Origin of the sequence: Enterobacter sp. BNK-8, assembly GCF_048685095.1 — a bacterium.
In the GTDB taxonomy this organism is placed as follows: domain Bacteria; phylum Pseudomonadota; class Gammaproteobacteria; order Enterobacterales; family Enterobacteriaceae; genus Enterobacter; species Enterobacter quasiroggenkampii.
The window spans coordinates 3,588,722-3,610,922 of sequence record NZ_JBLQTN010000001.1; the positions used below are offsets into that span (position 1 = coordinate 3,588,722).

General features: G+C 58.0%; 24 protein-coding genes. 12 read left to right on the plus strand and 12 right to left on the minus strand.

Annotated features, from left to right (window positions below):
- Nucleotides 1-17 precede the first annotated feature (17 nt).
- The 6 genes from ACMGGU_RS17240 to ACMGGU_RS17265 all read left to right on the plus strand — a co-directional run bounded on the left by ACMGGU_RS17240 (nt 18) and on the right by ACMGGU_RS17265 (nt 3,758).
- Nucleotides 18-719, plus strand: coding sequence for a YggS family pyridoxal phosphate-dependent enzyme (locus tag ACMGGU_RS17240; RefSeq protein ID WP_045909932.1), 702 nt, complete (start codon nt 18-20; stop codon nt 717-719).
- Between the two features lie 21 nt (nt 720-740).
- Nucleotides 741-1,307: a YggT family protein gene (locus ACMGGU_RS17245; RefSeq protein ID WP_063622418.1), complete on the plus strand. Its 567-nt coding sequence runs from the start codon at nt 741-743 to the stop codon at nt 1,305-1,307.
- Nucleotides 1,304-1,600 carry a DUF167 family protein YggU gene (gene yggU / locus ACMGGU_RS17250; RefSeq protein ID WP_045909934.1) on the plus strand — a complete coding sequence of 99 codons (297 nt, stop codon included), beginning with the start codon at nt 1,304-1,306 and terminating at the stop codon, nt 1,598-1,600. The genes ACMGGU_RS17245 and yggU overlap by 4 nt, the downstream gene beginning before the upstream one ends.
- Before the next feature lie 3 nt (nt 1,601-1,603).
- Nucleotides 1,604-2,197: an XTP/dITP diphosphatase gene (locus ACMGGU_RS17255; protein WP_025912468.1), complete on the plus strand. Its 594-nt coding sequence runs from the start codon at nt 1,604-1,606 to the stop codon at nt 2,195-2,197.
- The gene (gene hemW, locus ACMGGU_RS17260) at nt 2,190-3,332 is read left to right on the plus strand and encodes a radical SAM family heme chaperone HemW (protein WP_420300764.1); all 1,143 of its coding nucleotides are present in this window, start codon (nt 2,190-2,192) and stop codon (nt 3,330-3,332) included. The genes ACMGGU_RS17255 and hemW overlap by 8 nt, the downstream gene beginning before the upstream one ends.
- A 63-nt stretch (nt 3,333-3,395) precedes the next feature.
- Nucleotides 3,396-3,758: an endonuclease domain-containing protein gene (locus tag ACMGGU_RS17265; protein WP_420300765.1), complete on the plus strand. Its 363-nt coding sequence runs from the start codon at nt 3,396-3,398 to the stop codon at nt 3,756-3,758.
- A 61-nt stretch (nt 3,759-3,819) separates the two neighbouring features.
- Here ACMGGU_RS17265 and ACMGGU_RS17270 read toward each other — a convergent pair whose 3' ends face one another.
- From ACMGGU_RS17270 to trmB, 3 genes are read right to left on the minus strand one after another with little or no spacing between them, the layout of a single operon-like run.
- Nucleotides 3,820-4,536 (minus strand): DUF2884 domain-containing protein, encoded by a 717-nt coding sequence (locus tag ACMGGU_RS17270; protein WP_008499762.1) that lies wholly within the window; start codon nt 4,534-4,536, stop codon nt 3,820-3,822.
- A gap of 56 nt (nt 4,537-4,592) precedes the next feature.
- Complete coding sequence (locus ACMGGU_RS17275; RefSeq protein WP_003862421.1) at nt 4,593-4,919, minus strand: YggL family protein; 327 nt, start codon at nt 4,917-4,919, stop codon at nt 4,593-4,595.
- Entirely contained in the window at nt 4,919-5,638 is a 720-nt protein-coding gene (gene trmB, locus ACMGGU_RS17280) for a tRNA (guanosine(46)-N7)-methyltransferase TrmB (RefSeq protein WP_025760376.1), read from the minus strand. Before trmB ends, ACMGGU_RS17275 begins: the two co-directional genes overlap by 1 nt.
- A gap of 144 nt (nt 5,639-5,782) precedes the next feature.
- Here trmB and mutY point away from each other — a divergent pair, with 144 nt between their 5' ends.
- From mutY to ACMGGU_RS17300, 4 genes are all read left to right on the plus strand, one after another.
- A complete protein-coding gene (gene mutY, locus ACMGGU_RS17285) occupies nt 5,783-6,835 on the plus strand; it encodes an A/G-specific adenine glycosylase (protein ID WP_420300766.1) in 1,053 nt (350 codons plus the stop codon).
- Between the two features lie 25 nt (nt 6,836-6,860).
- Complete coding sequence (locus ACMGGU_RS17290; RefSeq protein WP_008499765.1) at nt 6,861-7,133, plus strand: oxidative damage protection protein; 273 nt, start codon at nt 6,861-6,863, stop codon at nt 7,131-7,133.
- A 124-nt stretch (nt 7,134-7,257) separates the two neighbouring features.
- Nucleotides 7,258-8,334 carry a membrane-bound lytic murein transglycosylase MltC gene (gene mltC, locus ACMGGU_RS17295; RefSeq protein WP_420300767.1) on the plus strand — a complete coding sequence of 359 codons (1,077 nt, stop codon included), beginning with the start codon at nt 7,258-7,260 and terminating at the stop codon, nt 8,332-8,334.
- Nucleotides 8,335-8,552: 218 nt separating this feature from the next.
- On the plus strand, nt 8,553-9,809 hold the full coding sequence (locus ACMGGU_RS17300) for a nucleoside permease (protein WP_008499767.1): 1,257 nt from the start codon (nt 8,553-8,555) through the stop codon (nt 9,807-9,809).
- Nucleotides 9,810-9,889: 80 nt separating this feature from the next.
- On the opposite strand, the gene citG is transcribed toward ACMGGU_RS17300, so the two are convergent.
- Genes citG through ACMGGU_RS17340 form a run of 8 tightly spaced genes read right to left on the minus strand, consistent with a single transcriptional unit; the run spans nt 9,890 to nt 17,201 of the window.
- Nucleotides 9,890-10,693: a triphosphoribosyl-dephospho-CoA synthase CitG gene (gene citG, locus ACMGGU_RS17305; RefSeq protein WP_420300768.1), complete on the minus strand. Its 804-nt coding sequence runs from the start codon at nt 10,691-10,693 to the stop codon at nt 9,890-9,892.
- Nucleotides 10,671-11,210 (minus strand): citrate lyase holo-[acyl-carrier protein] synthase, encoded by a 540-nt coding sequence (gene citX, locus ACMGGU_RS17310; protein ID WP_023618643.1) that lies wholly within the window; start codon nt 11,208-11,210, stop codon nt 10,671-10,673. Before citX ends, citG begins: the two co-directional genes overlap by 23 nt.
- Nucleotides 11,207-12,730 (minus strand): citrate lyase subunit alpha, encoded by a 1,524-nt coding sequence (citF, locus tag ACMGGU_RS17315; protein ID WP_420300769.1) that lies wholly within the window; start codon nt 12,728-12,730, stop codon nt 11,207-11,209. The genes citX and citF overlap by 4 nt, the downstream gene beginning before the upstream one ends.
- A 10-nt stretch (nt 12,731-12,740) precedes the next feature.
- Entirely contained in the window at nt 12,741-13,616 is an 876-nt protein-coding gene (citE, locus tag ACMGGU_RS17320; protein WP_023344877.1) for a citrate (pro-3S)-lyase subunit beta, read from the minus strand.
- The gene (gene citD, locus ACMGGU_RS17325; protein ID WP_021242087.1) at nt 13,613-13,906 is read right to left on the minus strand and encodes a citrate lyase acyl carrier protein; all 294 of its coding nucleotides are present in this window, start codon (nt 13,904-13,906) and stop codon (nt 13,613-13,615) included. The genes citE and citD overlap by 4 nt, the downstream gene beginning before the upstream one ends.
- Nucleotides 13,907-13,922: 16 nt before the next feature.
- Nucleotides 13,923-14,945, minus strand: a complete 1,023-nt coding sequence (gene citC / locus ACMGGU_RS17330; RefSeq protein WP_420300770.1) for a [citrate (pro-3S)-lyase] ligase — start codon at nt 14,943-14,945, stop codon at nt 13,923-13,925.
- Between the two features lie 13 nt (nt 14,946-14,958).
- A complete protein-coding gene (locus ACMGGU_RS17335; RefSeq protein WP_045134818.1) occupies nt 14,959-15,822 on the minus strand; it encodes a fumarylacetoacetate hydrolase family protein in 864 nt (287 codons plus the stop codon).
- Between the two features lie 17 nt (nt 15,823-15,839).
- Nucleotides 15,840-17,201 (minus strand): 2-hydroxycarboxylate transporter family protein, encoded by a 1,362-nt coding sequence (locus tag ACMGGU_RS17340; RefSeq protein WP_021242090.1) that lies wholly within the window; start codon nt 17,199-17,201, stop codon nt 15,840-15,842.
- Between the two features lie 344 nt (nt 17,202-17,545).
- Between ACMGGU_RS17340 and ACMGGU_RS17345 the strand changes: the two genes are divergently transcribed.
- Together ACMGGU_RS17345 and ACMGGU_RS17350 are read left to right on the plus strand one after the other, a co-directional pair.
- On the plus strand, nt 17,546-19,171 hold the full coding sequence (locus ACMGGU_RS17345; RefSeq protein WP_262778826.1) for an ATP-binding protein: 1,626 nt from the start codon (nt 17,546-17,548) through the stop codon (nt 19,169-19,171).
- Nucleotides 19,161-19,853 carry a response regulator gene (locus ACMGGU_RS17350; protein ID WP_262796664.1) on the plus strand — a complete coding sequence of 231 codons (693 nt, stop codon included), beginning with the start codon at nt 19,161-19,163 and terminating at the stop codon, nt 19,851-19,853. Before ACMGGU_RS17345 ends, ACMGGU_RS17350 begins: the two co-directional genes overlap by 11 nt.
- Before the next feature lie 88 nt (nt 19,854-19,941).
- On the opposite strand, the gene ACMGGU_RS17355 is transcribed toward ACMGGU_RS17350, so the two are convergent.
- Nucleotides 19,942-22,077, minus strand: a complete 2,136-nt coding sequence (locus ACMGGU_RS17355; RefSeq protein ID WP_262796663.1) for an ornithine decarboxylase — start codon at nt 22,075-22,077, stop codon at nt 19,942-19,944.
- Nucleotides 22,078-22,201: the final 124 nt, after the last annotated feature.

Consider the following 22,201-nt stretch of genomic DNA (forward strand, 5'->3'; position numbering starts at 1 on the left):
AGACTACTCCTCGGAAAATGAACGACATTGCGCATAACCTGGCACAGGTCCGGGACAAAATCTCAGCCGCCGCAGCGCGTTGCGGCCGGGCTTCAGAAGAAATTACGCTGCTTGCAGTCAGCAAAACCAAGCCTGCGAGCGCCATCGCAGAAGCCATTGACGCAGGCCAGCGGGCGTTTGGTGAAAACTACGTGCAGGAAGGCGTGGATAAAATTCGCTACTTCCAGGAACAGGGGAAGACGGATCTGCAGTGGCACTTTATTGGCCCACTGCAGTCGAACAAAAGCCGTCTGGTGGCAGAGCACTTCGACTGGTGTCACACCATTGATCGCCTGCGTATTGCGACGCGTCTGAACGACCAGCGTCCGGCAGAGATGCCAGCGCTTAACGTGCTGATTCAGGTCAACATCAGTGACGAAAACAGCAAGTCCGGCATTGCGCTGAGCGAGCTGGATGCGCTGGCAGCCGAAGTGGCCGAACTGCCGCGCTTAACCCTGCGTGGTTTGATGGCAATCCCAGCGCCTGAGTCAAGTTATGAAAGGCAGTTTGCCGTGGCACAGCAAATGGCTGTAGCATTTGAGGCGCTTAAAGCGCGCTATCACACGGTAGACACGCTTTCTCTGGGCATGTCGGATGATATGGAAGCTGCCATTGCGGCAGGCAGCACGATGGTGCGCATCGGCACGGCAATTTTCGGTGCGCGCGACTACTCAAAATAATAAGGAAACCTGAGGAACGCCATGAAGACGTTGACTTTCCTGCTCTCAACGGTCATTGAGCTGTACACGATGGCGCTTTTGCTGCGCGTCTGGATGCAGTGGGCCCGCTGTGATTTTTACAATCCGTTCTCGCAGTTTGTCGTGAAAATCACGCAACCTGTTGTCGGACCGCTGCGCCGTATTATCCCGGCCATGGGTCCCATCGACAGCTCGTCTCTGCTGGTGGCGTTTATTCTGAGCGTTATCAAAGCGATCGTGCTGTTTATGGTCATCACCTTCCAGCCGATTATCTGGATTGCCGCCGTTCTGATTCTGATCAAAACCGTCGGCCTGCTGATTTTCTGGGTGCTGCTGGTCATGGCGATCATGAGCTGGGTGAGCCAGGGCCGTAGCCCGGTAGAGTATGCCTTGATTCAGCTGGCCGAGCCGCTGCTGCGTCCAATACGTAACCTGCTTCCGTCTATGGGCGGCATCGATTTTTCGCCGATGATCCTGGTTCTGCTGCTCTATGTGATCAACATGGGGATCGCTGAACTGCTGCAGTCCACGGGCGATATGCTGCTGCCGGGGCTGTGGATGGCGCTATGAGTGCAGTAAGCACCTGCGCTGACGGGCTGGTTTTACGGCTGTATATTCAGCCGAAAGCCAGCCGTGACAATATTGTTGGACTGCATGGCGACGAGTTAAAAGTCGCCATCACCGCCCCACCGGTTGACGGCCAGGCGAACGCGCATCTGACCAAATATCTGGCAAAACAGTTTCGCGTCGCCAAAAGCCAGGTCATCATTGAAAAAGGCGAACTGGGGCGACATAAACAGGTAAAAATCCTTAATCCGCAATCTATCCCGACGGAAGTCGCGGCTCTGACAGAACAGGACTAAACCATGCAGAAAGTTGTTCTCGCGACCGGCAACGCCGGTAAAGTGCGCGAGCTGGCCTCGCTATTAAATGATTTTGGTCTGGACGTGGTCGCCCAGACCGATCTTGGCGTGGATTCCGCCGAAGAGACGGGGCTGACGTTTATCGAAAACGCGATCCTCAAAGCCCGCCATGCCGCGCAGATTACGGGCCTGCCCGCGATTGCCGACGACTCCGGCCTGGCCGTAGACGCCCTTGGCGGCGCGCCGGGGATCTACTCCGCGCGCTATTCCGGCGTTGACGCTACCGACCAACAGAATCTGGAAAAGCTGCTTGTCGCCCTGAAAGACGTCCCGGACGAGCAGCGCACCGCGCAGTTCCACTGCGTGCTGGTCTATCTGCGTCACGCGGAGGACCCGACGCCCATCGTCTGCCACGGCAGCTGGCCAGGCGTGATTACCCGTGAAGCGGCTGGCAACGGCGGCTTTGGTTATGACCCGATTTTCTTTGTCCCTTCCGAGGGCAAAACCGCTGCGGAACTGACCCGCGAAGAGAAAAGCGCGATATCCCACCGTGGACGCGCGCTGAAACTGTTACTGGAAGCACTGCGTAATGGCTAATTTGCCACCTCTGAGTCTTTATATTCACATCCCGTGGTGCGTGCAGAAATGCCCGTACTGCGATTTCAACTCGCACGCGCTGAAGGGCGAAGTGCCGCACGATGACTACGTTGCGCATCTGCTGGCCGACCTGGACGCGGATGTACCTTACGCACAGGGACGTGAAGTTAAGACCATTTTCATTGGTGGCGGTACGCCGAGCCTGCTGTCAGGCCCGGCGATGCAAACGCTGCTGGACGGCGTGCGTGCGCGCCTGAACCTGGCAGCGGATGCTGAAATTACGATGGAAGCCAACCCCGGCACCGTTGAGGCCGACCGTTTTGTCGACTATCAGCGCGCGGGCGTGAACCGCATCTCCATCGGCGTGCAGAGCTTTAGCGAGCCGAAACTGAAGCGCCTGGGGCGTATTCACGGCCCGGAAGAGGCGAAGCGCGCGGCAAACCTGGCGACTGGGCTTAATCTTCGCAGCTTTAATCTCGATTTGATGCACGGCCTGCCGGATCAGTCGCTGGAAGAGGCGCTGGACGACCTGCGTCAGGCAATCGAACTGAACCCGCCGCACCTGTCGTGGTATCAGCTCACCATCGAGCCCAACACCCTGTTTGGCTCGCGCCCGCCGGTGCTGCCGGATGACGACGCGCTGTGGGATATCTTCGAGCAGGGTCACAGGCTTTTAACCGCTGCGGGCTATCAGCAGTACGAAACGTCGGCGTATGCGAAGCCGGGCTACCAGTGTCAGCACAACCTGAACTACTGGCGCTTTGGCGACTATCTCGGAATTGGCTGCGGCGCGCACGGTAAGGTGACTTTCCCGGACGGGCGCATTCTGCGCACCGCCAAAACCCGTCACCCGCGCGGGTATATGGAAGGCCGCTACCTGGAGCGTCAGCACGACGTCGAGGCGGCGGATAAACCGTTTGAATTCTTTATGAACCGCTTCCGCCTGCTGGAAGCCGCGCCGCGCGCGGAGTTTGCGCTGTACACCGGGCTGCCGGAATCGGTGATTCGCCCGCAGATCGACGAGGCGCTGGCCCAGGGATATCTTAAGGAATGTGATGATTACTGGCAGATCACCGAGCACGGCAAACTGTTCCTCAATTCCCTTCTTGAGCTGTTCCTCGCCGAAGATTCCTGAAGGCTGATTCAGGATTTTGCATCCCATTCTGCCGGCTGAGGGAAAGGCTGGCAGAGTGTGGGGATGGAAATTACGCGTTCATATGCAAAACAGCTCAGACGCGAGCTGACAACGGAAGAAAGGCGGCTTTGGTATCTACTGCGCAGCCGCCGTTTCGAAAATTATAAATTTCGCCGACAGCATCCGGTAGGAAACTACATACTGGATTTCGCCTGCTGCGAAGCACGTCTGGCAGTTGAGATGGATGGCGGACAGCATGATGAAAATCAGGAATACGATCGTCAAAGGACGTTGTGGTTAAACCAAAAGGGCTGGCACGTTATTCGATTCTGGAACAACGAACTTTGGAATAATGAAGAGGCTGTGTTGGAAAAGATCCTTGAGACACTGCAAATGCTGCAACCCTCACCCCGGCCCTCTCCCTGAAAGGGAGAGGGCGCAAATCATCCCCTCGCCCCTTTGGGGAGAGGGTTAGGGTGAGGGGAACTTACTTCAGCGTCCCCACCAGCGCCTTCCGGCTGTCTTCCAGCGACACCACGCGTTTACACACGTCTTTGCCGAACTGCTGGAAATCATCTTCCTGGTTTTTCCACTCGTTCTGAATGGAGGTTTGCAGGCCGCCCAGACTGCCCAGCACGCCCTGCAGCGGGTTACCGCCGCCTTTCAGCACCGCTTTGGCACCCATCTCGTTGATGCTGTCCTGCAGGATGCCGCCCATCGCCTGGTTCACTAGCTGCTGCCCGTCGGCACGGACCTGATCAATCGCCTTGTAGTGGAACGTCAGGCCGTCGGAGCGCGTCTCAATAATCCGGTTCATCTGTTCTTTAAGCTGCTTGTCCAGCTTCGTCAGGCGGGTACGCATGTTGCTGCTCTCCCCCACCTCTTTGGTGATAATCTTATCCAGCGCCACGCGGCTCTTTTCGACGCGCGTCAGGGCACCTTCATTAATCCACGGCAGCGCGGTACGCAATTCGGACTGGTAGTCTTTCGCCTGCTCGCGCTGTGCGGCAGTCAGGTTGTACTGCTTGCCGTTATAGGTGACGTTCCCTTCTGGCGTAATCACCAGATTGCCGTTCTCGCCTTTGACCTGCACGGTTTGCGGGCTTAACACCACGTCATCACGCGGGGTGACGCTACATTGATAATCCGCATGGGCGGTGAATCCGGTTGCCATTAAAGCAACAGCCAGCAACGTTTTGCGCATCTTAAACACTCCCTCAGACAAAACGGGCCAGCTAATGCTGGCCCCTTACTGCTTAATTAGTCCCACCAAACGTCGAAAAGTTCGCTGACGCGGACATCTTCGAGCTTGTGGTCTTCAAGCCATTTACGGACCAGAGCCTGATGTTCTTCGGTGCATTTACCCACTTCCTGGGTGCAGATCAGACCTTCCCAGGCCAGATAGCCGCTACCGTCGAAGGCCAGTTTGTTTGGCTCGATCACCTCGTTGATGAACGCATCCACGTCCTGATCGATCTGCTCAACGCTGGTGCCTTCCGGGAAACGCCACGCAACGGAGAAGCCCACTTCCTGGAATTCTTCGATGTGCATCTTTTTACGCAGACGACGGCTACGATTCTTTGCCATTATTTCACCCTCTCGAACATTAAGTCCCATACACCGTGACCAAGACGATGGCCACGCTGTTCAAATTTCGTTACCGGACGCGATTCCGGACGCGGTACATAGTCGTTGCTCGCAGACTGGTTTTTGTAACCGTCCAGCGACGACATCACTTCCAGCATATGTTCCGCATACGGTTCCCAGTCGGTCGCCATATGGAAGACACCGCCCAGCTTCAGCTTGCTTTTAACCAGCTCGGCAAACGGCGCCTGAACGATACGGCGTTTATTATGACGCGCTTTGTGCCACGGGTCAGGGAAAAAGAGCTGAACCATGGTTAAAGAATTGTCAGGAATCATTTTGTGCAGCACTTCCACCGCGTCGTGACACATCACGCGCAGGTTCTCAACGCCCTCTTCATGGGCCGTTGCCAGACACGCACCAACGCCCGGGGAGTGGACTTCGATACCGAGGAAGTTCTGCTCCGGGCGCGCTTTCGCCATGGTCACCAGTGAGGCGCCCATACCGAAGCCAATTTCCAGCGTGACCGGCGCGTCGCGACCAAACAGCTCGCTGAAATCCAGAGGCTGCTCGCTGAACTCAACGCCCATCACCGGCCAGTAGTTGTCCAGCGCGTGTTGCTGACCTTTTGTCAGGCGGCCCTGACGACGGACAAAGCTGCGAATACGGCGCAGCGGGCGACCGTTTTCATCAAATTCCGGTGAAATGACGTCGTTTTTCATAAAAGAGTTGTCTGCTTGTGAGAATGTTCGGGAAACGGGCATTATCCAAAGTTAAGGCTTCTATGCAAGCATGGGAAAGATCCGGTTTACAGCAGATTGACGCTGTGCTGCAATCTGCGTCCCTGATTATGCGAATCGATGACCATGCAAGCCTCTCAATTTTCAGCCCAGGTGCTGGACTGGTACGACAAATACGGGCGTAAAACCCTGCCCTGGCAAATTGAAAAAACGCCTTACAAAGTATGGCTCTCCGAGGTGATGTTGCAACAAACGCAGGTCGCCACGGTAATCCCTTACTTCGAGCGTTTTATGGCGCGCTTCCCGACGGTGACCGATCTGGCCAACGCCCCGCTGGACGAGGTGCTGCACCTGTGGACCGGTCTTGGCTATTACGCCCGCGCGCGTAACCTTCACAAGGCCGCTCAGCAGGTTGCGACGCGCCACAACGGGAAATTCCCGGAAACCTTCGACGAGGTGGCCGGTCTCCCCGGCGTCGGACGCTCAACCGCAGGCGCTATTCTCTCTCTGTCTTTAGGCAAGCATTTCCCGATCCTCGACGGCAACGTAAAGCGCGTGCTGGCACGCTGCTATGCCGTTGACGGCTGGCCGGGGAAGAAGGACGTTGAAAAACGCCTGTGGGAAATCAGTGAAGCGGTCACTCCTGCCAACGGCGTCGAGCGCTTCAACCAGGCAATGATGGATCTTGGCGCGATGGTCTGCACGCGCTCAAAGCCCAAATGCGAACTCTGCCCGGTGAGTAACCTCTGCGTGGCGTATGCCAACCATTCCTGGGCGCAGTATCCGGGTAAGAAACCCAAACAGACGCTGCCGGAGCGCACCGGCTACATGCTGCTGATGCAGCACGGTGACGAAGTCTTCCTGGCCCAGCGTCCGCCGAGCGGTCTGTGGGGTGGTCTATACTGCTTCCCACAGTTTGAAGATGAAGACTTGCTGCGTGAATGGCTTAAACAGCGTGGGATTGCTGCCGATAACCTGACGCAGCTGACCGCGTTTCGCCACACCTTCAGCCATTTCCATCTGGATATTGTGCCGATGTGGCTTCCCGTGTCCTCCTTCGCCTCGTGCATGGATGAAGGCACCGCTCTCTGGTATAACTTAGCGCAACCGCCATCAGTCGGGCTGGCGGCTCCCGTGGAGCGCCTGTTACAGCAATTACGTGCCGGTGCAATGGTTTAGCATCGGTCAAAAAAGAGGAATGAGTATGGCCAGAACGATTTTTTGTACTTTCCTGCAGCGTGACGCTGAAGGCCAGGATTTCCAGCTTTATCCGGGCGAGCTGGGTAAACGCATCTACAATGAAATCTCCAAAGAAGCCTGGGGACAGTGGCAGAAAAAGCAGACCATGCTGATCAACGAGAAGAAACTCAGCATGATGAACCCGGAACACCGCAAGCTGCTGGAGCAGGAGATGGTGAGCTTCCTGTTCGAAGGTAAAGACGTGCACATCGAAGGCTATACGCCACCGGAAAAATAATATCGAGCGGCTGTTGCCGGGTGGCGCTACGCTTACCCGGCCTACAAAACCGTAGGCCCGGGCAAGCATAGCGCCGCCGGGCAACAGCAACGACCAGGCAAACACAACACGCACTCCCGGAATGATGAAAAAACTTTTAGCGCTAGCCCTTGTTGCGCCGTTGCTGGTCTCGTGTTCGTCAAAAAAAGGCGATGATTACAACGAGGCCTGGATCAAGGACACCAACGGTTTTGACATTTTGATGGGGCAGTTTGCCCATAACATCGAGAATATATGGGGATTTAACGAAGTTCTTATTGCCGGACCTAAGGACTACGTTAAGTACACCGACGCCTATCTGACCCGTAGCCACATCAACTTTGATGAGGGGACGATCACGATTGAGACCATCGCAGGCACGGACCCTGAGGCACGACTCCGTCAGGCGATTATCAAAACCCTGCTGATGGGTGACGATCCGGGCTCTATCGATCTCTACTCCGATGCCGACGATATCACCATCTCGAAAGAGCCGTTCCTGTACGGTCAGGTTGTCGATCAGACCGGTCAGCCGATCCGCTGGGAAGGTCGCGCCACGAAATTTGCCGACTACCTGCTGCAGACGCGCCTGAAGAGCCGCTCTAACGGCCTGAAGATTATCTACAGCGTCACCATCAACCTCGTCCCGAACCACCTCGACAAGCGTGCGCATAAATATCTGGGCATGGTGCGTCAGGCCTCGCGTAAGTACGGCGTGGATGAGTCGCTGATCCTGGCGATTATGCAGACCGAATCCTCGTTTAACCCGTATGCGGTAAGCCGTTCCGACGCCCTGGGGCTGATGCAGGTGGTGCAGCACAGCGCCGGGAAAGACGTCTTCCGTGCGCAGGGGAAATCCGGCACGCCGAGCCGCAGCTATCTGTTCGACCCGCAGAGCAACATTGATACCGGCACCGCCTATCTGGCGATGCTGAACAATGTGTACCTCGGCGGTATCGATAACCCAACGTCGCGTCGCTATGCGGTGATCACCGCCTATAACGGCGGCGCGGGCAGCGTGCTGCGCGTCTTCTCGAATGACAAAGTGCAGGCCGCGAACATCATCAACAGCATGGCGCCGGGGGATGTCTACTCCACCCTCACCACCCGCCACCCGTCTGCGGAATCCCGCCGGTACCTGTATAAGGTGAATACGGCGCAGAAAAACTATCGTCGTCGATAATCAACACACCTTCTCCTGCAAGGAGAAGGTGTTCTGCTTCCCCCCACCCATACGAAAATGTTATTTGCATCACAATCCAAACTGCAAATTAATGTGGATTGCATTTTTTTGCGGGAGATAACAAAACATATCGTTGCCAACTGATAGAATTGCATCAAATAACAACCCTGAATGTTCCTATAACAACATATCTCCCGCTCACTTGTGAGGAAAGTAACATGAACCTTAAGCTGCAGCTTAAAATATTGTCGTTTCTGCAGTTCTGCCTGTGGGGTAGCTGGCTGACTACACTCGGCTCCTATATGTTTGTGACGCTCAAGTTCGATGGTGCGTCAATCGGTGCCGTATACAGCTCGCTCGGTATTGCGGCGGTCTTCATGCCGACGCTGCTGGGGATCGTGGCGGATAAATGGTTAAGCGCCAAATGGCTGTACATGCTTTGCCATCTGGTGGGCGCGGGGACGCTGTTTATGGCGGCTCAGGTGACCACGCCGGGGGCAATGTTCATGGTGATCCTGCTTAACTCGCTGGCCTATATGCCAACGCTTGGGCTGATCAACACCATCTCCTACTACCGTCTGAAATCCGCGGATATGGATATCGTGACCGATTTCCCGCCAATCCGTATCTGGGGCACCATCGGCTTTATCATGGCGATGTGGGGCGTAAGCTTCGCGGGCTTCGAACTGAGCCATATGCAGCTCTATATCGGTGCGGCGCTCTCCGTGCTGCTGGCGATCTTCACCCTGACGCTGCCAACCATTCCGGTGTCTAACCAGCAGAAAAACCAGAGCTGGAGCACCATGCTCGGCCTGGATGCCTTCGCGCTGTTCAAAAACAAACGCATGGCGATCTTCTTTATCTTCTCCATGCTGCTGGGCGCGGAGCTGCAGATCACCAACATGTTCGGCAACACCTTCCTGCACAGCTTCGATAACAATCCGCTGTTCTCCGGCAGCTTTATCGTTGAACATGCGTCGGTGATGATGTCCATCTCTCAGATCTCTGAGACGCTGTTCATCCTTACCATCCCGTTCTTCCTGAGCCGCTACGGCATCAAGAACGTCATGCTGATCAGTATCGCGGCGTGGATGTTGCGCTTCGGTCTGTTCGCCTATGGCGACCCAAGCCCGTTCGGCACCGTGCTGCTGGTGCTGTCGATGATTGTTTACGGCTGCGCCTTCGACTTCTTCAACATCTCCGGTTCGGTGTTTGTGGAAAAAGAAGTGAAGCCTGAAATCCGCGCCAGCGCGCAGGGTATGTTCCTGATGATGACCAACGGCTTCGGCTGTATTCTGGGCGGCGTGGTGAGCGGTAAAGTGGTTGAGATGTACACCACCAACGGCATCACCAACTGGCAGCCGGTGTGGCTGATCTTCGCGGCGTACTCGCTGGTGCTGTTCTTCGCGTTCATCGCGCTGTTCAAGTACAAGCACGTACGTGAACCGCACGGTGCGCAGCCGATCGCGCATTGATTGTTGTGCCCGGTGGCGCTAGCGCTTACCGGGCCTACAAAACCAGACCGTAGGCCGGGTAAGGCGAAGCCGCCACCCGGCTATTTTATTCCAGACAGCACCCACCCCACCGACAGTAAATCCGCGCTGCCGCCCGGGCTCAGGTTCCGTTCAATCAGTGCGTTATCCATTCTGATCAACGCCTCGCGGTCCCAGCCGTTAGCCAGCAGTTCCCGCGCGTAGCCCTGAACGTAGCGCAGCCCTTCCATGCCGCCGCGAGATACCAGATTGCTGTCCTGATTGACGGCCATCAGGCGTAACAGCAGGCCGTGAAGTGAATGTCCATTCCACTGCGCCAGCGCCTTACGCACCGTCGCAAAGCCGCTCTCCGCCTCACCGCGCGCGCCGGTTAAGCCGTACTGATGGAACTGTCGCTCGCCCGCCGTCGCCTGTCCGCTGCGTGCGGCCAGCTCCCGCGACACCAGCCCGCGGCAGATGTTACTCACCTCACAACAGAGGCTCTCTGCGGAGATATTTTTCACACGCCCGGCGGCGAAGCACAGTAAACCCAGGGCAAAAATCCCGCCTTTGTGGGTGTTCGCTCCGTTCGTCGCGGCATACATCGCCTGCTCGCAGGCCAGCCCTATAGGGCGGAGAAGGCGTAGCTGTTCGCCAGCGGGTTTATCCGCATGCGCGCTGCCCAGCTCGGCAAAGCGCGAAAACCACGGCGTAATTGCCACGATGCTGCGAACAAACAGCGCGTGGTCCATATCGCGATGGGAACCGTTGTTGAGCGTGTCCACCAGCCCCGGCTTGGGCGTCAGCTCCAGCTCCTGCCACAGCGCCGCTTCAGCAAGCGCGGGCACGTCAACCGGGTGCGGTTTAGTCGCGAGCAAACCAGTCATCGATCGTCTTCTCCACGCGGGAAACCACCTGCTCAACGGGGTGGTTGCGCGAACGGGAACAGGCGTGGGCGGGCGCGTCGCAGATCAGGCAGCGCCTGAGATTCGCCCCCAGCGACTGACGCCCGACGTGGCCGTGCTGAGGGCAAATCACGTCCAGATCCCACAGCCTGCCGAGCGGGTGCGTCTGCTCCAGATCCGCACAGTGCGCTTTGATTTCCACCGCCGGATGGGCCACGCACCAGAGGGCTTCAGGTCCGGTCGGGAGCCACAGCACCTGACGGTCCAGCACCTGCCAGCGGTTTTCCCACAGCAGCTGGTCGCACATCTGCAGCGCCACGCCCATGGTATTGCGGTAGCGCAGGCTGTCCTTGATCTCCCCTGGCGTGACCAGAGTGAGGGAAATCACCGGTTGTTGATAGTGCTCAAGCATGTCAGCCTGGCGCGCTGCGCGGCGCTCTTTCGCCGCCAGCAGTTCGTCAAGGCTGACACCCGCCCGCACGGGTGTCGCTAAAGTCATACTTCCTCCTTCACCTGTCGCACGGTGTCGATCACGCTGCCGTCGCGGTAGCGGATCACCCCGACGATTTTGTCGGTAAACTCAATCGGTTTCGGGACGCCGGTCAGGGAGATCGCCCGCTCGTACAGCGCGTTGATATCCACAACCTTCAGCCCGGCTTCCATGAGTCGTTCGCGGATCTCCGGGCGCGCCGGGTTGACCGCGATGCCGTGATCGGTGACCAGCACGTCGATGCTCTCCCCCGGCGTGAGGCGCGTGGTAACCCGCTTCACGACCGTCGGAATGCGGCTGCGCAGCAGAGGGGCAACGACGATGGTCAGGTTCGCCGCGGCGGCCACGTCGCAGTGCCCGCCGGACGCGCCGCGCATCACGCCGTCGGATCCGGTGATGACGTTGACGTTGAACTCGACGTCGATTTCCAGGGCGCTGAGGATCACCACGTCGAGCTGATCGCAGCTTGCCGCCTTGCTGCCGGGGTTGGCGTAAACGTTGGTGGAGATCTCGACATGGTTCGGGTTGAGCGCCAGCGAGGCCGCCGCCTGACCGTCAAAGCACTGGGTATCGAGCAGCTTTTCGATGAGCCCCTTCTCGTGCAGATCCACCAGGCTGCCGGTGATGCCGCCGAGCGCAAAGCGCGCCTTCACGCCGCTGCGCTCCATCTTCTCTTCCATAAAGCGGGTGCAGGCCGTGGCCGCCGCGCCGGAGCCGGTCTGCATCGAGAAACCCGGCTTGAAGTAGCCGGAATGCTCGATCACGTCCGCCGCATAGCGGGCGATCATCAGCTCGCGCGGGTTGCTGGTGACGCGCGCCGCGCCGACGCTGATTTTCGCCGGATCGCCCACGCTCTCAACCTGCACGATGTAGTCCACCTGGTCCTGCACCAGGCTCGCGGGCATATTCGGGAACGGCACTAGTTCTTCAGTCAGCAGCACCACCTTGTGGGCAAAGTGCGCGTCCACCATGGCGTAGCCCAGGGAGCCGCAGCACGATTTGCCGTGCGTCCCGTTGGCGTTGCCAAACTCATCGCTGCACGGCACACCGAGAAATGCCACGTCGATATTCAGCTCGCCGTCCTGGAGCAGCTTCACGCGCCCGCCGTGGGAGTGAATTTGCACCGGCTCGTCCATCAGCCCGTGGGAGATGGCGTCCGCCAGCCTGCCGCGCATGCCCGAGGTGTAAATCCGGGTGATGACGCCGCTTTCGATATGCTCGATCAGCGCGTCGTTGCAGGTCATCAGCGAGCTGGAGGCCAGCGTCAGGTTTTTGAAGCCCATCCGCGCCAGCAGCGCCACGACGGTGTTGATCACCCGGTCGCCTTCGCGAAACGCATGGTGGAAGGAGATGGTCATCCCGTCCTGCAGGCCGCAGCGCTTAACCGCCTCTTCAACAGAGGCGCAGAGCTTGCGGCTGTGCTTCGCATCGCTGTCCGCCAGCCACGGCGTGGTGCTGTGGGCGGTATCAAAGGGTTTTAAGTCCCGCAGATGGGGAAAATTCACATGAAGAAGTTCAGTCTGATTCATTGTCTTATCCTTACCGACGCACGCCGGAAGCCGCCGCGCGCTCCAGCACCACCTGCGCGTGGTTAATAATCGGTGCATCCACCATTTTGCCGTTAAGCGACACCACGCCCAGGCCGTTACGCTCGCCCTCTTCTGCCGCCTCAATCACCCTTCTGGCGTGATCCACCTCTTCCTGCGTCGGGGCGTAGGCGTTGTGCAGCAGGTCAATCTGGCGCGGGTTAATCAGCGATTTGCCGTTGAAGCCCATCTTGCGGATCAGATCGACCTCGCGCAGGAACCCGGCCTCGTCGTTAACGTCTGACCACACCACGTCGAAGGCGTCGATACCCGCCGCGCGGGCGGCGTGCAGCACGGCGCAGCGGGCGTAGAACAGCTCGGTGCCGTCGCCGCGCTCGGTCTGCATGTCCATCACATAGTCAAAGGCGGCCAGCGCAATGCCGATGAGGCGCGGAGAGCTGCGGGCAATCGCCACGGCGTTGATGACGCCAATGGCCGATTCAATCGCCGCCATCACGCGGGTGGAGCCGATCTCGCGGCCGCACGCCTGCTCGATGCGCTCGAGGTGGCCCTCCAGCTCGTAGATATCGTCCGGGGTATCGGTTTTCGGCAGACGAATCACATCCACGCCTGCCCGCACGGCGGCTTCCAGATCCAGCAGGCCAAACGGCGTGCTCAGCGGGTTAATGCGCACCACGGTTTCGATATCCTGATACATCGGGTGCTGCAGCGCGTGAAACACCAGCATGCGCGCGGTATCCTTCTCGCGCAGGGCAACGGCGTCCTCAAGGTCAAACATGATGGAGTCGGGACGGTAGATAAAGGCGGTGGAGAGCATGGCGGCATTGGCGCCAGGCAGGAACAGCATGCTGCGGCGGAGTTTGCTCATTTCAGCGCCCCCCAGTTGATGGCCTGTTCATCGGCGGCACGCATCAGCGCGCTTTGCAGACGGGCGCGAATCACACAGTCCAGCGCCCCTTTGTCTTCAATAATGATTAATCCCTGGTGCACGTTCATGGCGCGCAATGTGTCGTTGACCACCTGGCGAATGTGCTCGCCAAACTGCTTAATCACTTCGCTGTGGATGACGATCTCCAGCTCGCCGTGAGCAGGAGCGATTTTCACCATCAGGTCGCTGGACTCCTGCGTTCCGGCCAGCGCCTCCCTTACAATTTTCATGATAATTTCCTGGTAGTTAAGCGACTTCCGCACTCGCACGGTAATGCGTTTCGAGATGCGCGAAGGTGGAGTCCGGGACAATCTCCCGGATCCGGGAAAACTGCTGTGTCTTCAGTAATCGGCGCACTTCGGACGCCGATATGGCGTTGCCGGTGGCCTTGATGCGCGGCATTTCCACCACCTCGATATGCGAGGCCAGCAGGTCGTGCAGCGTCTGGTTGTACTGGCGGGTGATATCGCAGAACGGCTCCGAGCCGATGAAGCGGTGCGTAATGCCGAGCGCCGGGGCGATAAAGTCCCGGAAGATCAGCACGTCGATCTCGCTCCACGCCTGCTGCACTTTGCCGGTCTCCTTCAGGAAGTAGGCCGGAAACGTGGCGCGAGAGATGATGTACTGCGAGCCTTCATGCACCACCACGTTGGGCAGATGCGCCACGCCCGCGCGCACCATCTCGAGCCGCGCGCTGAACGGGAAGAACGAGGCGTCTTCACGCACCACGAACAGGTGCAGGGCGTCACACTGCGCTGCCGACTGCTCCACCAGATGGCGGTGGCCGAGGGTGAACGGATTGGCGTTCATCACGATGGCGCCAATCTTCTCCCCGCACTTGCGGTTCGCGCGCAGAGAACGGCAGTAGCGCGCGATCCCCTGCGGGGTGTTCTCCATCAGCACGGCGTTGTTCCCGCTCTGGGCAATCGGCCAGAAGCCGCTGCGGGCAAAGCGCTCCCGGTTGCACGGACGGGTGCAGAGGAAGAGGTGAAAATGGCCGCGCTCCAGCGCCGCATGTTCCACCTCTGCCAGCAGTCGCGCGCTGAGGTTCTCGCCGCGAAGCTGCTCGTTAACCGCCACGCACTTGACGACGTTGGCGGCAAGTCCTGCGCAACCCACCAACTGCGAGCCGGACCAGGCTTCGACGAACAGCGTGATGTCGTTGTCCAGACCAAGGCCGCTGTCTGCCAGCAGATAACGGATCTGACTTAAGCGTTCCGGATGTTTCGCCACCAGCGTGTGGCGAAAATCGATGGGTTGCGAGTGCATGCTGCCGCCTTACTTAATGTGCTGCCGCAAGCCCGACGGCTGGCGCTTCCACAATCACGTTGCTCAGATGACCGATATGCTCGATCTCCACCTCAATGCGATCGCCCTCTTTCATAAACAGCGGCGGGTTACGCTTTTTACCCACCCCACCAGGGGATCCGGTGATGATCACATCGCCAGGACTTAAGCGGGTGAAGGTGCTGATGTACTCGATCAGCTCCGCAACCTTGTGGATCATGCTGCTGGTGTTGTCTTCCTGCACCATGCGGCCGTTCAGCCAGGTGCGAATCGCCAGTTGGTGCGGATCGGGGATCTCATCCGCCGTCGCCATCCACGGACCAAACGCGCCGGTCTGACGCCAGTTTTTACCGGCGGTGAACCAGGTGTGCTGCCAGTCGCGGGCGGAGCCGTCCATGTAGCAGCTGTAGCCAGCGACGTGGCGCAGGGCGTCGTCGCGGCTGATGTTCTCCCCGCCTTTACCGATGATCACCGCCAGTTCGCCTTCGTAGTCGAATTCGCTGGAGTGGCGCGGCTTCAGCACCGGCTCGTTGTGGCCGGTCTGTGAATCCGGGAAGCGGACAAACAGCGTCGGGGCCGGGTTGTGCTGGTCAAACTCCTTGCGCTTGTCGGCGTAGTTCATGCCCACGCAGAGGATTTTTTCCGGCTGCTCAATCACCGGTAAGAAGGTGATGGCGCTCATCGGCACGTCCACGGCATCGTTCAGGTAGCGGGTGGCCTGCGCCAGCCCGTTGCCCTGCAGCAGCGCCTTGAGGTCGCTGTAGCGGTCGCCCAGACGGCGGCCTAAATCAATCACGCCGTCGGCCTGCACGATGCCGTAGCTGCGTTTTCCCTGGTATAAAAAGCTTGCGAGTTTCATTGTTCTTTCCTGAAAACTTAAACGAGGAAGTTGCCCAGAATCAGCAGAGAAATGGAGACGTTAATCGCCCCGCCGATACGGGTAGCAATCTGGGCGAACGGCATCAGGCTCATGCGGTTGCCTGCGGTCAGGATCGCCACGTCGCCGGTACCGCCCTGGCCGCTCTGGCAGCAGGAGACGATGGCGACATCAATCGGGTGCATGCCAATCTTTTTGCCAACGAAGAACCCGGTCGCCACCAGCGCGGAGACGGTGCTGATAATCACCAGCAGGTTGGTCAGCGTGAAGGCGGCCACCAGTTCATGCCATGGGGTGATGGCCACGCCAACGGCAAAGAGAATCGGGTAGGTCACAGAGGTCTGGAAGAATTTGTACACCACCTGAGAGCCCTCCAGCAGGCGCGGAGAGGCGCCATTGCAGAGCTTCACCAGCACCGCCATAAACAGCATGCCGACCGGCGCAGGCAGGCCAATCAGCTTGTGGCCGAGCATGCCCAGCATGTAGAGCAGCACCGCCAGCAGCGCGCCGGAGGCGATCGTGGTCACGTCCGCTTTGCCGGAGAATGCAGGCTGAGAGACGGTGGCATCGGCATTGGCGCGGTTAGGCATCAGTTGGCCTTCACCGGTCAGATGCGGGTAGCGTTTACCAAGCTGGTTCAGGCAGCCGGAGATGATGATCGCCGTCAGACCGCCGAGCATGACCATCGGCAGCACGCGACCGAGCGCCACGCCCTGGTCCATATGCAGCAGGGTGGCATAGCCGATGGAAAGCGGGATCGCCCCTTCCCCAACGCCGCCCGCCATGATTGGCAGGATGATAAAGAAGAAGATCTGGAATGGCTCAAGACCCAGCGCCAGGCCGACGCCCATCCCCACCAGCATGCCGACGATTTCGCCGCACAGCATCGGGAAGAAGATGCGCAGGAAGCCCTGAATCAGCACCGTGCGGTTCATGCTCATGATGCTGCCGACAATAATGCAGCAGATATAGAGGTAGAGGATGTTGGTGGATTTGTAGAACTTGGTGGTGGACTCGACCACCACGTCCGGCAGCAGGCCATAATAGACCAGCGCGGAAGGGATAAAGGTGGCGCAAATCGCCGCCGCGCCGAGCTTGCCGACAATCGGCAGGCGTTTGCCAAACTCGCCGCAGGCAAAGCCGAAGAAGGCCAGCGTCGCCACCATCACCACGATATCGCTCGGCAGTTTTCCGCCCAGGCAATCAATCGCGATCAGTGCCCCCGCCAGAACGAACAGCGGCAGAGGAATAATCCCGATTTTCCAGGTATCCATAATATGCCACCAGCGCTCTTTAAGCGAAGGTCGCTGAATTTCAATCGGGTCGTGGGTAACAGAGAAAGAATCGTCAGTTGTGCTCATAATAAGCCCCTTGGTTATTTTGTGCGTTCAGCTTAGAGTCACAAAGGCTTACTTTATGTGAGGAATGGCATATTAAAAGCGAAGTTTTAATGGCAGCTATGGTTTTAATGGTTTCTTTTATTTAATGTGATTTATGCCTTATTTATGGTCGTGGTTTTTATGGTTTCTTTTCTGAATTGAACAAACAAATAACATTTATTCGTGCAGCCAGATGCCACCCGTCTTTGGGATAACGCTTTTACAGCGCCCGCTGTGCAAGGGATCACAAGTTTTCGGCAAAGCGGGCGCCCGCGTGAAAAAAGATGATATATTGGCGATCTTTGTCGCTACCTTGCGTGAGAGTTATGAAAGTCTCTTTCCAGATAAAGCTGTTTATTTCGCTGGTTGCCTTTTTCTCAGTGCTTTTTGCGTTACTGGGCGGATATTATTATGCCGATGTCGGGAAACAGCTTTATCAGGAAATGAGCACGCGCGCCAAAATACAGGCTGAAGAGATTGCGCTTATTCCAACATTGCGACATGAAGTTGAACAAAAGAATATCTCCGCCATCCATGACTTTATGCAGAAGATGTCTGCGCACAGTGACGCCAGCTTTATTGTGATTGGCGATAATAAGGGCCAGCATCTTTTTCACTCCGTCTTCGCCGACAGAGTGGGCACCACGCTGGTAGGCGGTGACAACGACGCCGTATTGCAGGGTAAAAGCACCACCACCATCCGTAAAGGCGGGTTGGGCATTTCGCTGCGCAGTAAAGCCCCCATTTTCAACGCTGCCGGACAGGTGGTCGGCATTGTTTCGGTCGGCTATCTCACCAGCTACCTGGACACCATTACCGTCAGTAAAGTGGTCAATATCCTGATTGCCGCCGTGCTGCTGCTGATTGCTCTCTTTATCTTCTCCTGGTTCTTTACCCGCAGTATTAAGAAGCAGATCTTCTCCCTTGAGCCGCGCGAGATCGGCCTGCTGGTGCGCCAGCAGAAGGCGCTGATGGAGTCTATTTATGAAGGGGTGATTGCCATTGACGATCAAAGGCGGATTGAGGTGATCAACCAGGCGGCGCGCAAGCTGCTGGGGCTGAGCCAGCCGGCCCGCGAGCTGCGCGGGCAGCTGATAAGCCAGGTGATCGATCCGGTCCCGTTCTTCGACACGCAGACGATGCTGGCGAAAGATACCCATGACGAGATTTGCCGTTTTAACGATCTGACGGTGATTGCCAGCCGGGTCCACATCATGCTTGAGGGGTCGCTGCAGGGCTGGGTGATCACCTTCCGCGATCGCAACGAGATCGACTCGCTTAGCGCCCAGCTTAGCCAGGTCAAACGCTATGTCGATAACCTCCGCATAATGCGTCATGAGCAGCTAAACCGGATGACCACCCTCTCCGGCCTGCTGCACATGGGCCGCTATGAGGAGGCGATTGGCTACATTCAGGCGCAGTCTGAACACGCCCAGGAACTGCTGGACTTTATCTCTTCGCGCTTTAGCTCCCCGACCCTGTGCGGCCTGCTGCTGGGCAAAGCCGCCCGCGCGCGGGAGAAAGGCGTCGAACTGAGTTTCGACCCGGCATGTCGGCTGGACAGACCGTTCCTGCCGCTGGGGGAGCAAGAGCTGATTTCGATTATTGGCAACCTGCTGGATAACGCCATCGAAGCGACACAGCGGTCGCCGCTTCCCCACGCGCCGGTGGAGGTGCTGATAAAGCTCAGCGAACAGGAGCTGATCATTGAAGTGGCCGACCAGGGCGTGGGCATCAAGCCGGAGATCCGTGACCGGATCTTTGAGCGCGGCATCACCACCAAAACACGCGGCGATCATGGGATTGGTCTGTATCTGATCGAAAGCTATGTCACACAGGCTGGCGGCGCGATAGAAGTTGCCGATAATACGCCGCGCGGCGCCATTTTCTCCCTGTTTATCCCGGCCACGGGAACCGCCCGGCAACTGGAAGACACCGACTATGCAACATGAACTTATCGACGTACTGATTGTTGAAGACGAGAACGAACTGGCGCAACTGCACGCGGAGCTGATAGGCAAACATCCGCGTCTGAGGCTGGTGGGCATTGCCTCGTCGCTGGCTGCGGCCCAGGTAGAGCTTGCAAACAAACAGCCGCAGCTGGTGCTGCTGGATAACTATCTGCCGGACGGCAAAGGGATCTCGCTGATCAATAACCCCATGCTGGCCCGCGCCAACTGCTCGGTGATTTTTATTACTGCCGCCAGCGATATGGACACCTGCAGCCAGGCGATCCGCAACGGCGCGTTCGACTACATCCTCAAGCCCGTCTCCTGGAAGCGGCTCAGTCAGTCGCTGGAGCGGTTTGTGCAATTTGCCGAACAGCAGAGGGTCTGGAAGATTGTCGACCAGCAGAACGTGGATTCGCTGTATCAGCTTCAGGCGAAAAACTACCGCCAGGACAACGGCAGCAAGGGCATTGAGGAAAATACGCTGGCGCGGGTGCAGTCGCTGTTTAACGACAAGGCAATGCACTGCTTTACCGTGGATGAGGTGGTGAGCGAGACGGGATTGAGTAAAACCACCACCCGCCGCTATCTGGAGCACTGCGTGGAGACGGGGTTTCTCAGCGTGGAGATGCTGTACGGCAAGATTGGGCATCCTAGGAGGATGTACCGCCGCGCAGAAGCCTGAAGCTGTATTGTAGGCCCGGTAAGCTTGCGCCACCGGACAAATCGCCGGGTGGCGCTGACGCTTACCCGGCCTACGTTCGGGCAAGAGTCTACTTCAACACATATCCATACAGCCGCTTAATCCCGTCGGCATCCTTCTCGCTGTAAACGCCCTGCAGCTCCGGCGAGAAGCCCGGCAGCAGGTTGATGCCCTCCTCCAGTGCCAGGAAGTAACGCTGTACCGCCCCGCCCCAGACTTCACCCGGGACCACGCACAGTACGCCCGGCGGATAGGGCAGCGCGCCTTCGGCCGCAATTCGCCCTTCGGCATCCCGGATGCGAACCAGCTCCACGTCTCCGCGAATATACGCCTGATTGGCATCCTGCGGATTCATCACCACCTCAGGCAGGCTCTCCTTGCGGAACATCGCCTTCTGCAAATCCTTCACGTCAAAGCTGACGTAGAGATCGTGCATCTCCTGGCACAGCTGGCGGAGGGTATAATCCCGGTAGCGCACCGGGTATTTCTGGAAGATCGTCGGCAGCACGTCCGACAGCGGCGTATCGTCTTCAATATGCTGTTCAAACTGGCCCAGCATCGCCACCAGTTGCGCCAGCTTCTCGCTGCTTTCAGCAGGCGTCAGCAGGAACAGAATCGAGTTAAGGTCGCATTTCTCCGGCACGATGCCGTTTTCACGCAGGTAGTGCGCCAGAATCGTCGCCGGGATCCCGAAATCGGTGTACTCCCCCGTCTCGGCATCGATGCCCGGCGTGGTCAGCAGCAGCTTGCACGGGTCGACAAAGTACTGCTCGCTTGCATAGCCCTCAAACCCGTGCCAGTTGGCCCCCGGCTCGAAGCTGAAGAAGCGCAGCTCGCTGGCAATGGCGTGCGTCGGATGATCCTGCCACGGCCGCCCCGCCACCACCGGTGGGATAAACGGTTTGATCATATGGCAGTTGGCAATGATCGCCTTGCGCGCCTCAATGCCCAGCTCGACGCACTCCGCCCACAGCCTGCGTCCGCTCTCCCCTTCATGTATTTTCGCGTTGACATCCAGTGCCGCAAACAGCGGGTAAAACGGGCTGGTGGAGGCATGCAGCATAAAGGCGTTGTTCAGCCGCTTGTGCGGGCAGAAACGCGCCTGACCACGAATGTGGTTATCCTTTTTATGGATCTGCGAGGTTTGCGAGAATCCGGCCTGCTGTTTGTGCACCGACTGGGTCACGAAAATCCCCGGATCGTTCTCGTTCAGCTCCAGCAACAGCGGGGATGTTTCCGCCATCATCGGAATAAATTGCTCGTAGCCCACCCAGGCGGAGTCAAAGAGGATGTAGTCGCACAGATGGCCGATCTTGTCGATCACCTGACGGGCGTTGTAGATCGTCCCGTCGTAGGTGCCTAGCTGAATGATCGCCAGGCGGAACGGACGCGCCTCGTCGGCCTTCTCCGGCGCCGCCTCGCGTATCAGATCCCGCAGATACGCGTCATCAAAGCAGTGGTCGTCAATCCCGCCAATAAAGCCAAACGGGTTACGTGCGGCCTCAAGGTAAACCGGCGTGGCACCCGCCTGGATCAGCGCCCCGTGGTGGTTAGATTTATGGTTGTTGCGGTCGAACAGCACCAGATCGCCGCGGGTAAGCAGCGCGTTGGTCACCACCTTGTTGGCCGCCGACGTCCCGTTCAGCACGAAGTAGGTTTTATCCGCGTTGAACACTTTCGCCGCGAATTTTTGCGCATGCTTGGCGGACCCTTCGTGGATCAGCAGATCGCCCAGCTTCACGTCGGCATTGCACATGTCGGCGCGAAATACGTTCTCACCGAAGAAATCATAGAACTGCCGCCCTGCCGGGTGTTTTTTGAAAAAGGCGCCGTGCTGGTGTCCTGGACAGGCGAAAGTGCTGTTGCCCATCTCCACATACTGACACAGGGTGTCAAAAAACGGCGGCAGCAGGTTCTCTTCGTAACGGCTGGCAGCAGTTTCCAGCTCCAGAAACTCCTGATCTTTACCCGAGATGACCGCGGTGGCGCCGTCAGGCACCTCCGTTGGTTCCTGAGAGAAAATAAACACCGGTAGCTGAAAGCCCGTGCGTTTCAGCAATGCAAGGATGCCGCTGCGACTCTCTGTCGTCGTCATGACGACGGCTGCCACATCGGTGAAATCCGTGCTGTCCAGCGTCACCTTTTCGCGGTGCGTAGACACAGTTGAGAGCAGCTCGCGGCTAACGGCGATTTTCATGGTTTTCATAAGCGCAATTACCCTCACCGAACGGTGAGACAGGGAGGAGAAAATTCGCGCAATAATGTCACCTTTTATTTTGAGGTGCAAGAAGGAATCAGTATGCACGAAACCACCCAAAGCTAAGGCCCGC

What these genes read in the sequence shown, in the direction of transcription:
- ACMGGU_RS17240 (WP_045909932.1), top strand. Translation starts at nt 18, where the DNA reads ATGAACGACATTGCGCATAACCTGGCACAGGTCCGGGACAAAATCTCA.
- ACMGGU_RS17245 (WP_063622418.1), top strand. Translation starts at nt 741, where the DNA reads ATGAAGACGTTGACTTTCCTGCTCTCAACGGTCATTGAGCTGTACACG.
- yggU (WP_045909934.1), top strand. Translation starts at nt 1,304, where the DNA reads ATGAGTGCAGTAAGCACCTGCGCTGACGGGCTGGTTTTACGGCTGTAT.
- ACMGGU_RS17255 (WP_025912468.1), top strand. Translation starts at nt 1,604, where the DNA reads ATGCAGAAAGTTGTTCTCGCGACCGGCAACGCCGGTAAAGTGCGCGAG.
- hemW (WP_420300764.1), top strand. Translation starts at nt 2,190, where the DNA reads ATGGCTAATTTGCCACCTCTGAGTCTTTATATTCACATCCCGTGGTGC.
- ACMGGU_RS17265 (WP_420300765.1), top strand. Translation starts at nt 3,396, where the DNA reads ATGGAAATTACGCGTTCATATGCAAAACAGCTCAGACGCGAGCTGACA.
- ACMGGU_RS17270 (WP_008499762.1), bottom strand. Translation starts at nt 4,536, where the DNA reads ATGCGCAAAACGTTGCTGGCTGTTGCTTTAATGGCAACCGGATTCACC.
- ACMGGU_RS17275 (WP_003862421.1), bottom strand. Translation starts at nt 4,919, where the DNA reads ATGGCAAAGAATCGTAGCCGTCGTCTGCGTAAAAAGATGCACATCGAA.
- trmB (WP_025760376.1), bottom strand. Translation starts at nt 5,638, where the DNA reads ATGAAAAACGACGTCATTTCACCGGAATTTGATGAAAACGGTCGCCCG.
- mutY (WP_420300766.1), top strand. Translation starts at nt 5,783, where the DNA reads ATGCAAGCCTCTCAATTTTCAGCCCAGGTGCTGGACTGGTACGACAAA.
- ACMGGU_RS17290 (WP_008499765.1), top strand. Translation starts at nt 6,861, where the DNA reads ATGGCCAGAACGATTTTTTGTACTTTCCTGCAGCGTGACGCTGAAGGC.
- mltC (WP_420300767.1), top strand. Translation starts at nt 7,258, where the DNA reads ATGAAAAAACTTTTAGCGCTAGCCCTTGTTGCGCCGTTGCTGGTCTCG.
- ACMGGU_RS17300 (WP_008499767.1), top strand. Translation starts at nt 8,553, where the DNA reads ATGAACCTTAAGCTGCAGCTTAAAATATTGTCGTTTCTGCAGTTCTGC.
- citG (WP_420300768.1), bottom strand. Translation starts at nt 10,693, where the DNA reads ATGACTGGTTTGCTCGCGACTAAACCGCACCCGGTTGACGTGCCCGCG.
- citX (WP_023618643.1), bottom strand. Translation starts at nt 11,210, where the DNA reads ATGACTTTAGCGACACCCGTGCGGGCGGGTGTCAGCCTTGACGAACTG.
- citF (WP_420300769.1), bottom strand. Translation starts at nt 12,730, where the DNA reads ATGAATCAGACTGAACTTCTTCATGTGAATTTTCCCCATCTGCGGGAC.
- citE (WP_023344877.1), bottom strand. Translation starts at nt 13,616, where the DNA reads ATGAGCAAACTCCGCCGCAGCATGCTGTTCCTGCCTGGCGCCAATGCC.
- citD (WP_021242087.1), bottom strand. Translation starts at nt 13,906, where the DNA reads ATGAAAATTGTAAGGGAGGCGCTGGCCGGAACGCAGGAGTCCAGCGAC.
- citC (WP_420300770.1), bottom strand. Translation starts at nt 14,945, where the DNA reads ATGCACTCGCAACCCATCGATTTTCGCCACACGCTGGTGGCGAAACAT.
- ACMGGU_RS17335 (WP_045134818.1), bottom strand. Translation starts at nt 15,822, where the DNA reads ATGAAACTCGCAAGCTTTTTATACCAGGGAAAACGCAGCTACGGCATC.
- ACMGGU_RS17340 (WP_021242090.1), bottom strand. Translation starts at nt 17,201, where the DNA reads ATGAGCACAACTGACGATTCTTTCTCTGTTACCCACGACCCGATTGAA.
- ACMGGU_RS17345 (WP_262778826.1), top strand. Translation starts at nt 17,546, where the DNA reads ATGAAAGTCTCTTTCCAGATAAAGCTGTTTATTTCGCTGGTTGCCTTT.
- ACMGGU_RS17350 (WP_262796664.1), top strand. Translation starts at nt 19,161, where the DNA reads ATGCAACATGAACTTATCGACGTACTGATTGTTGAAGACGAGAACGAA.
- ACMGGU_RS17355 (WP_262796663.1), bottom strand. Translation starts at nt 22,077, where the DNA reads ATGAAAACCATGAAAATCGCCGTTAGCCGCGAGCTGCTCTCAACTGTG.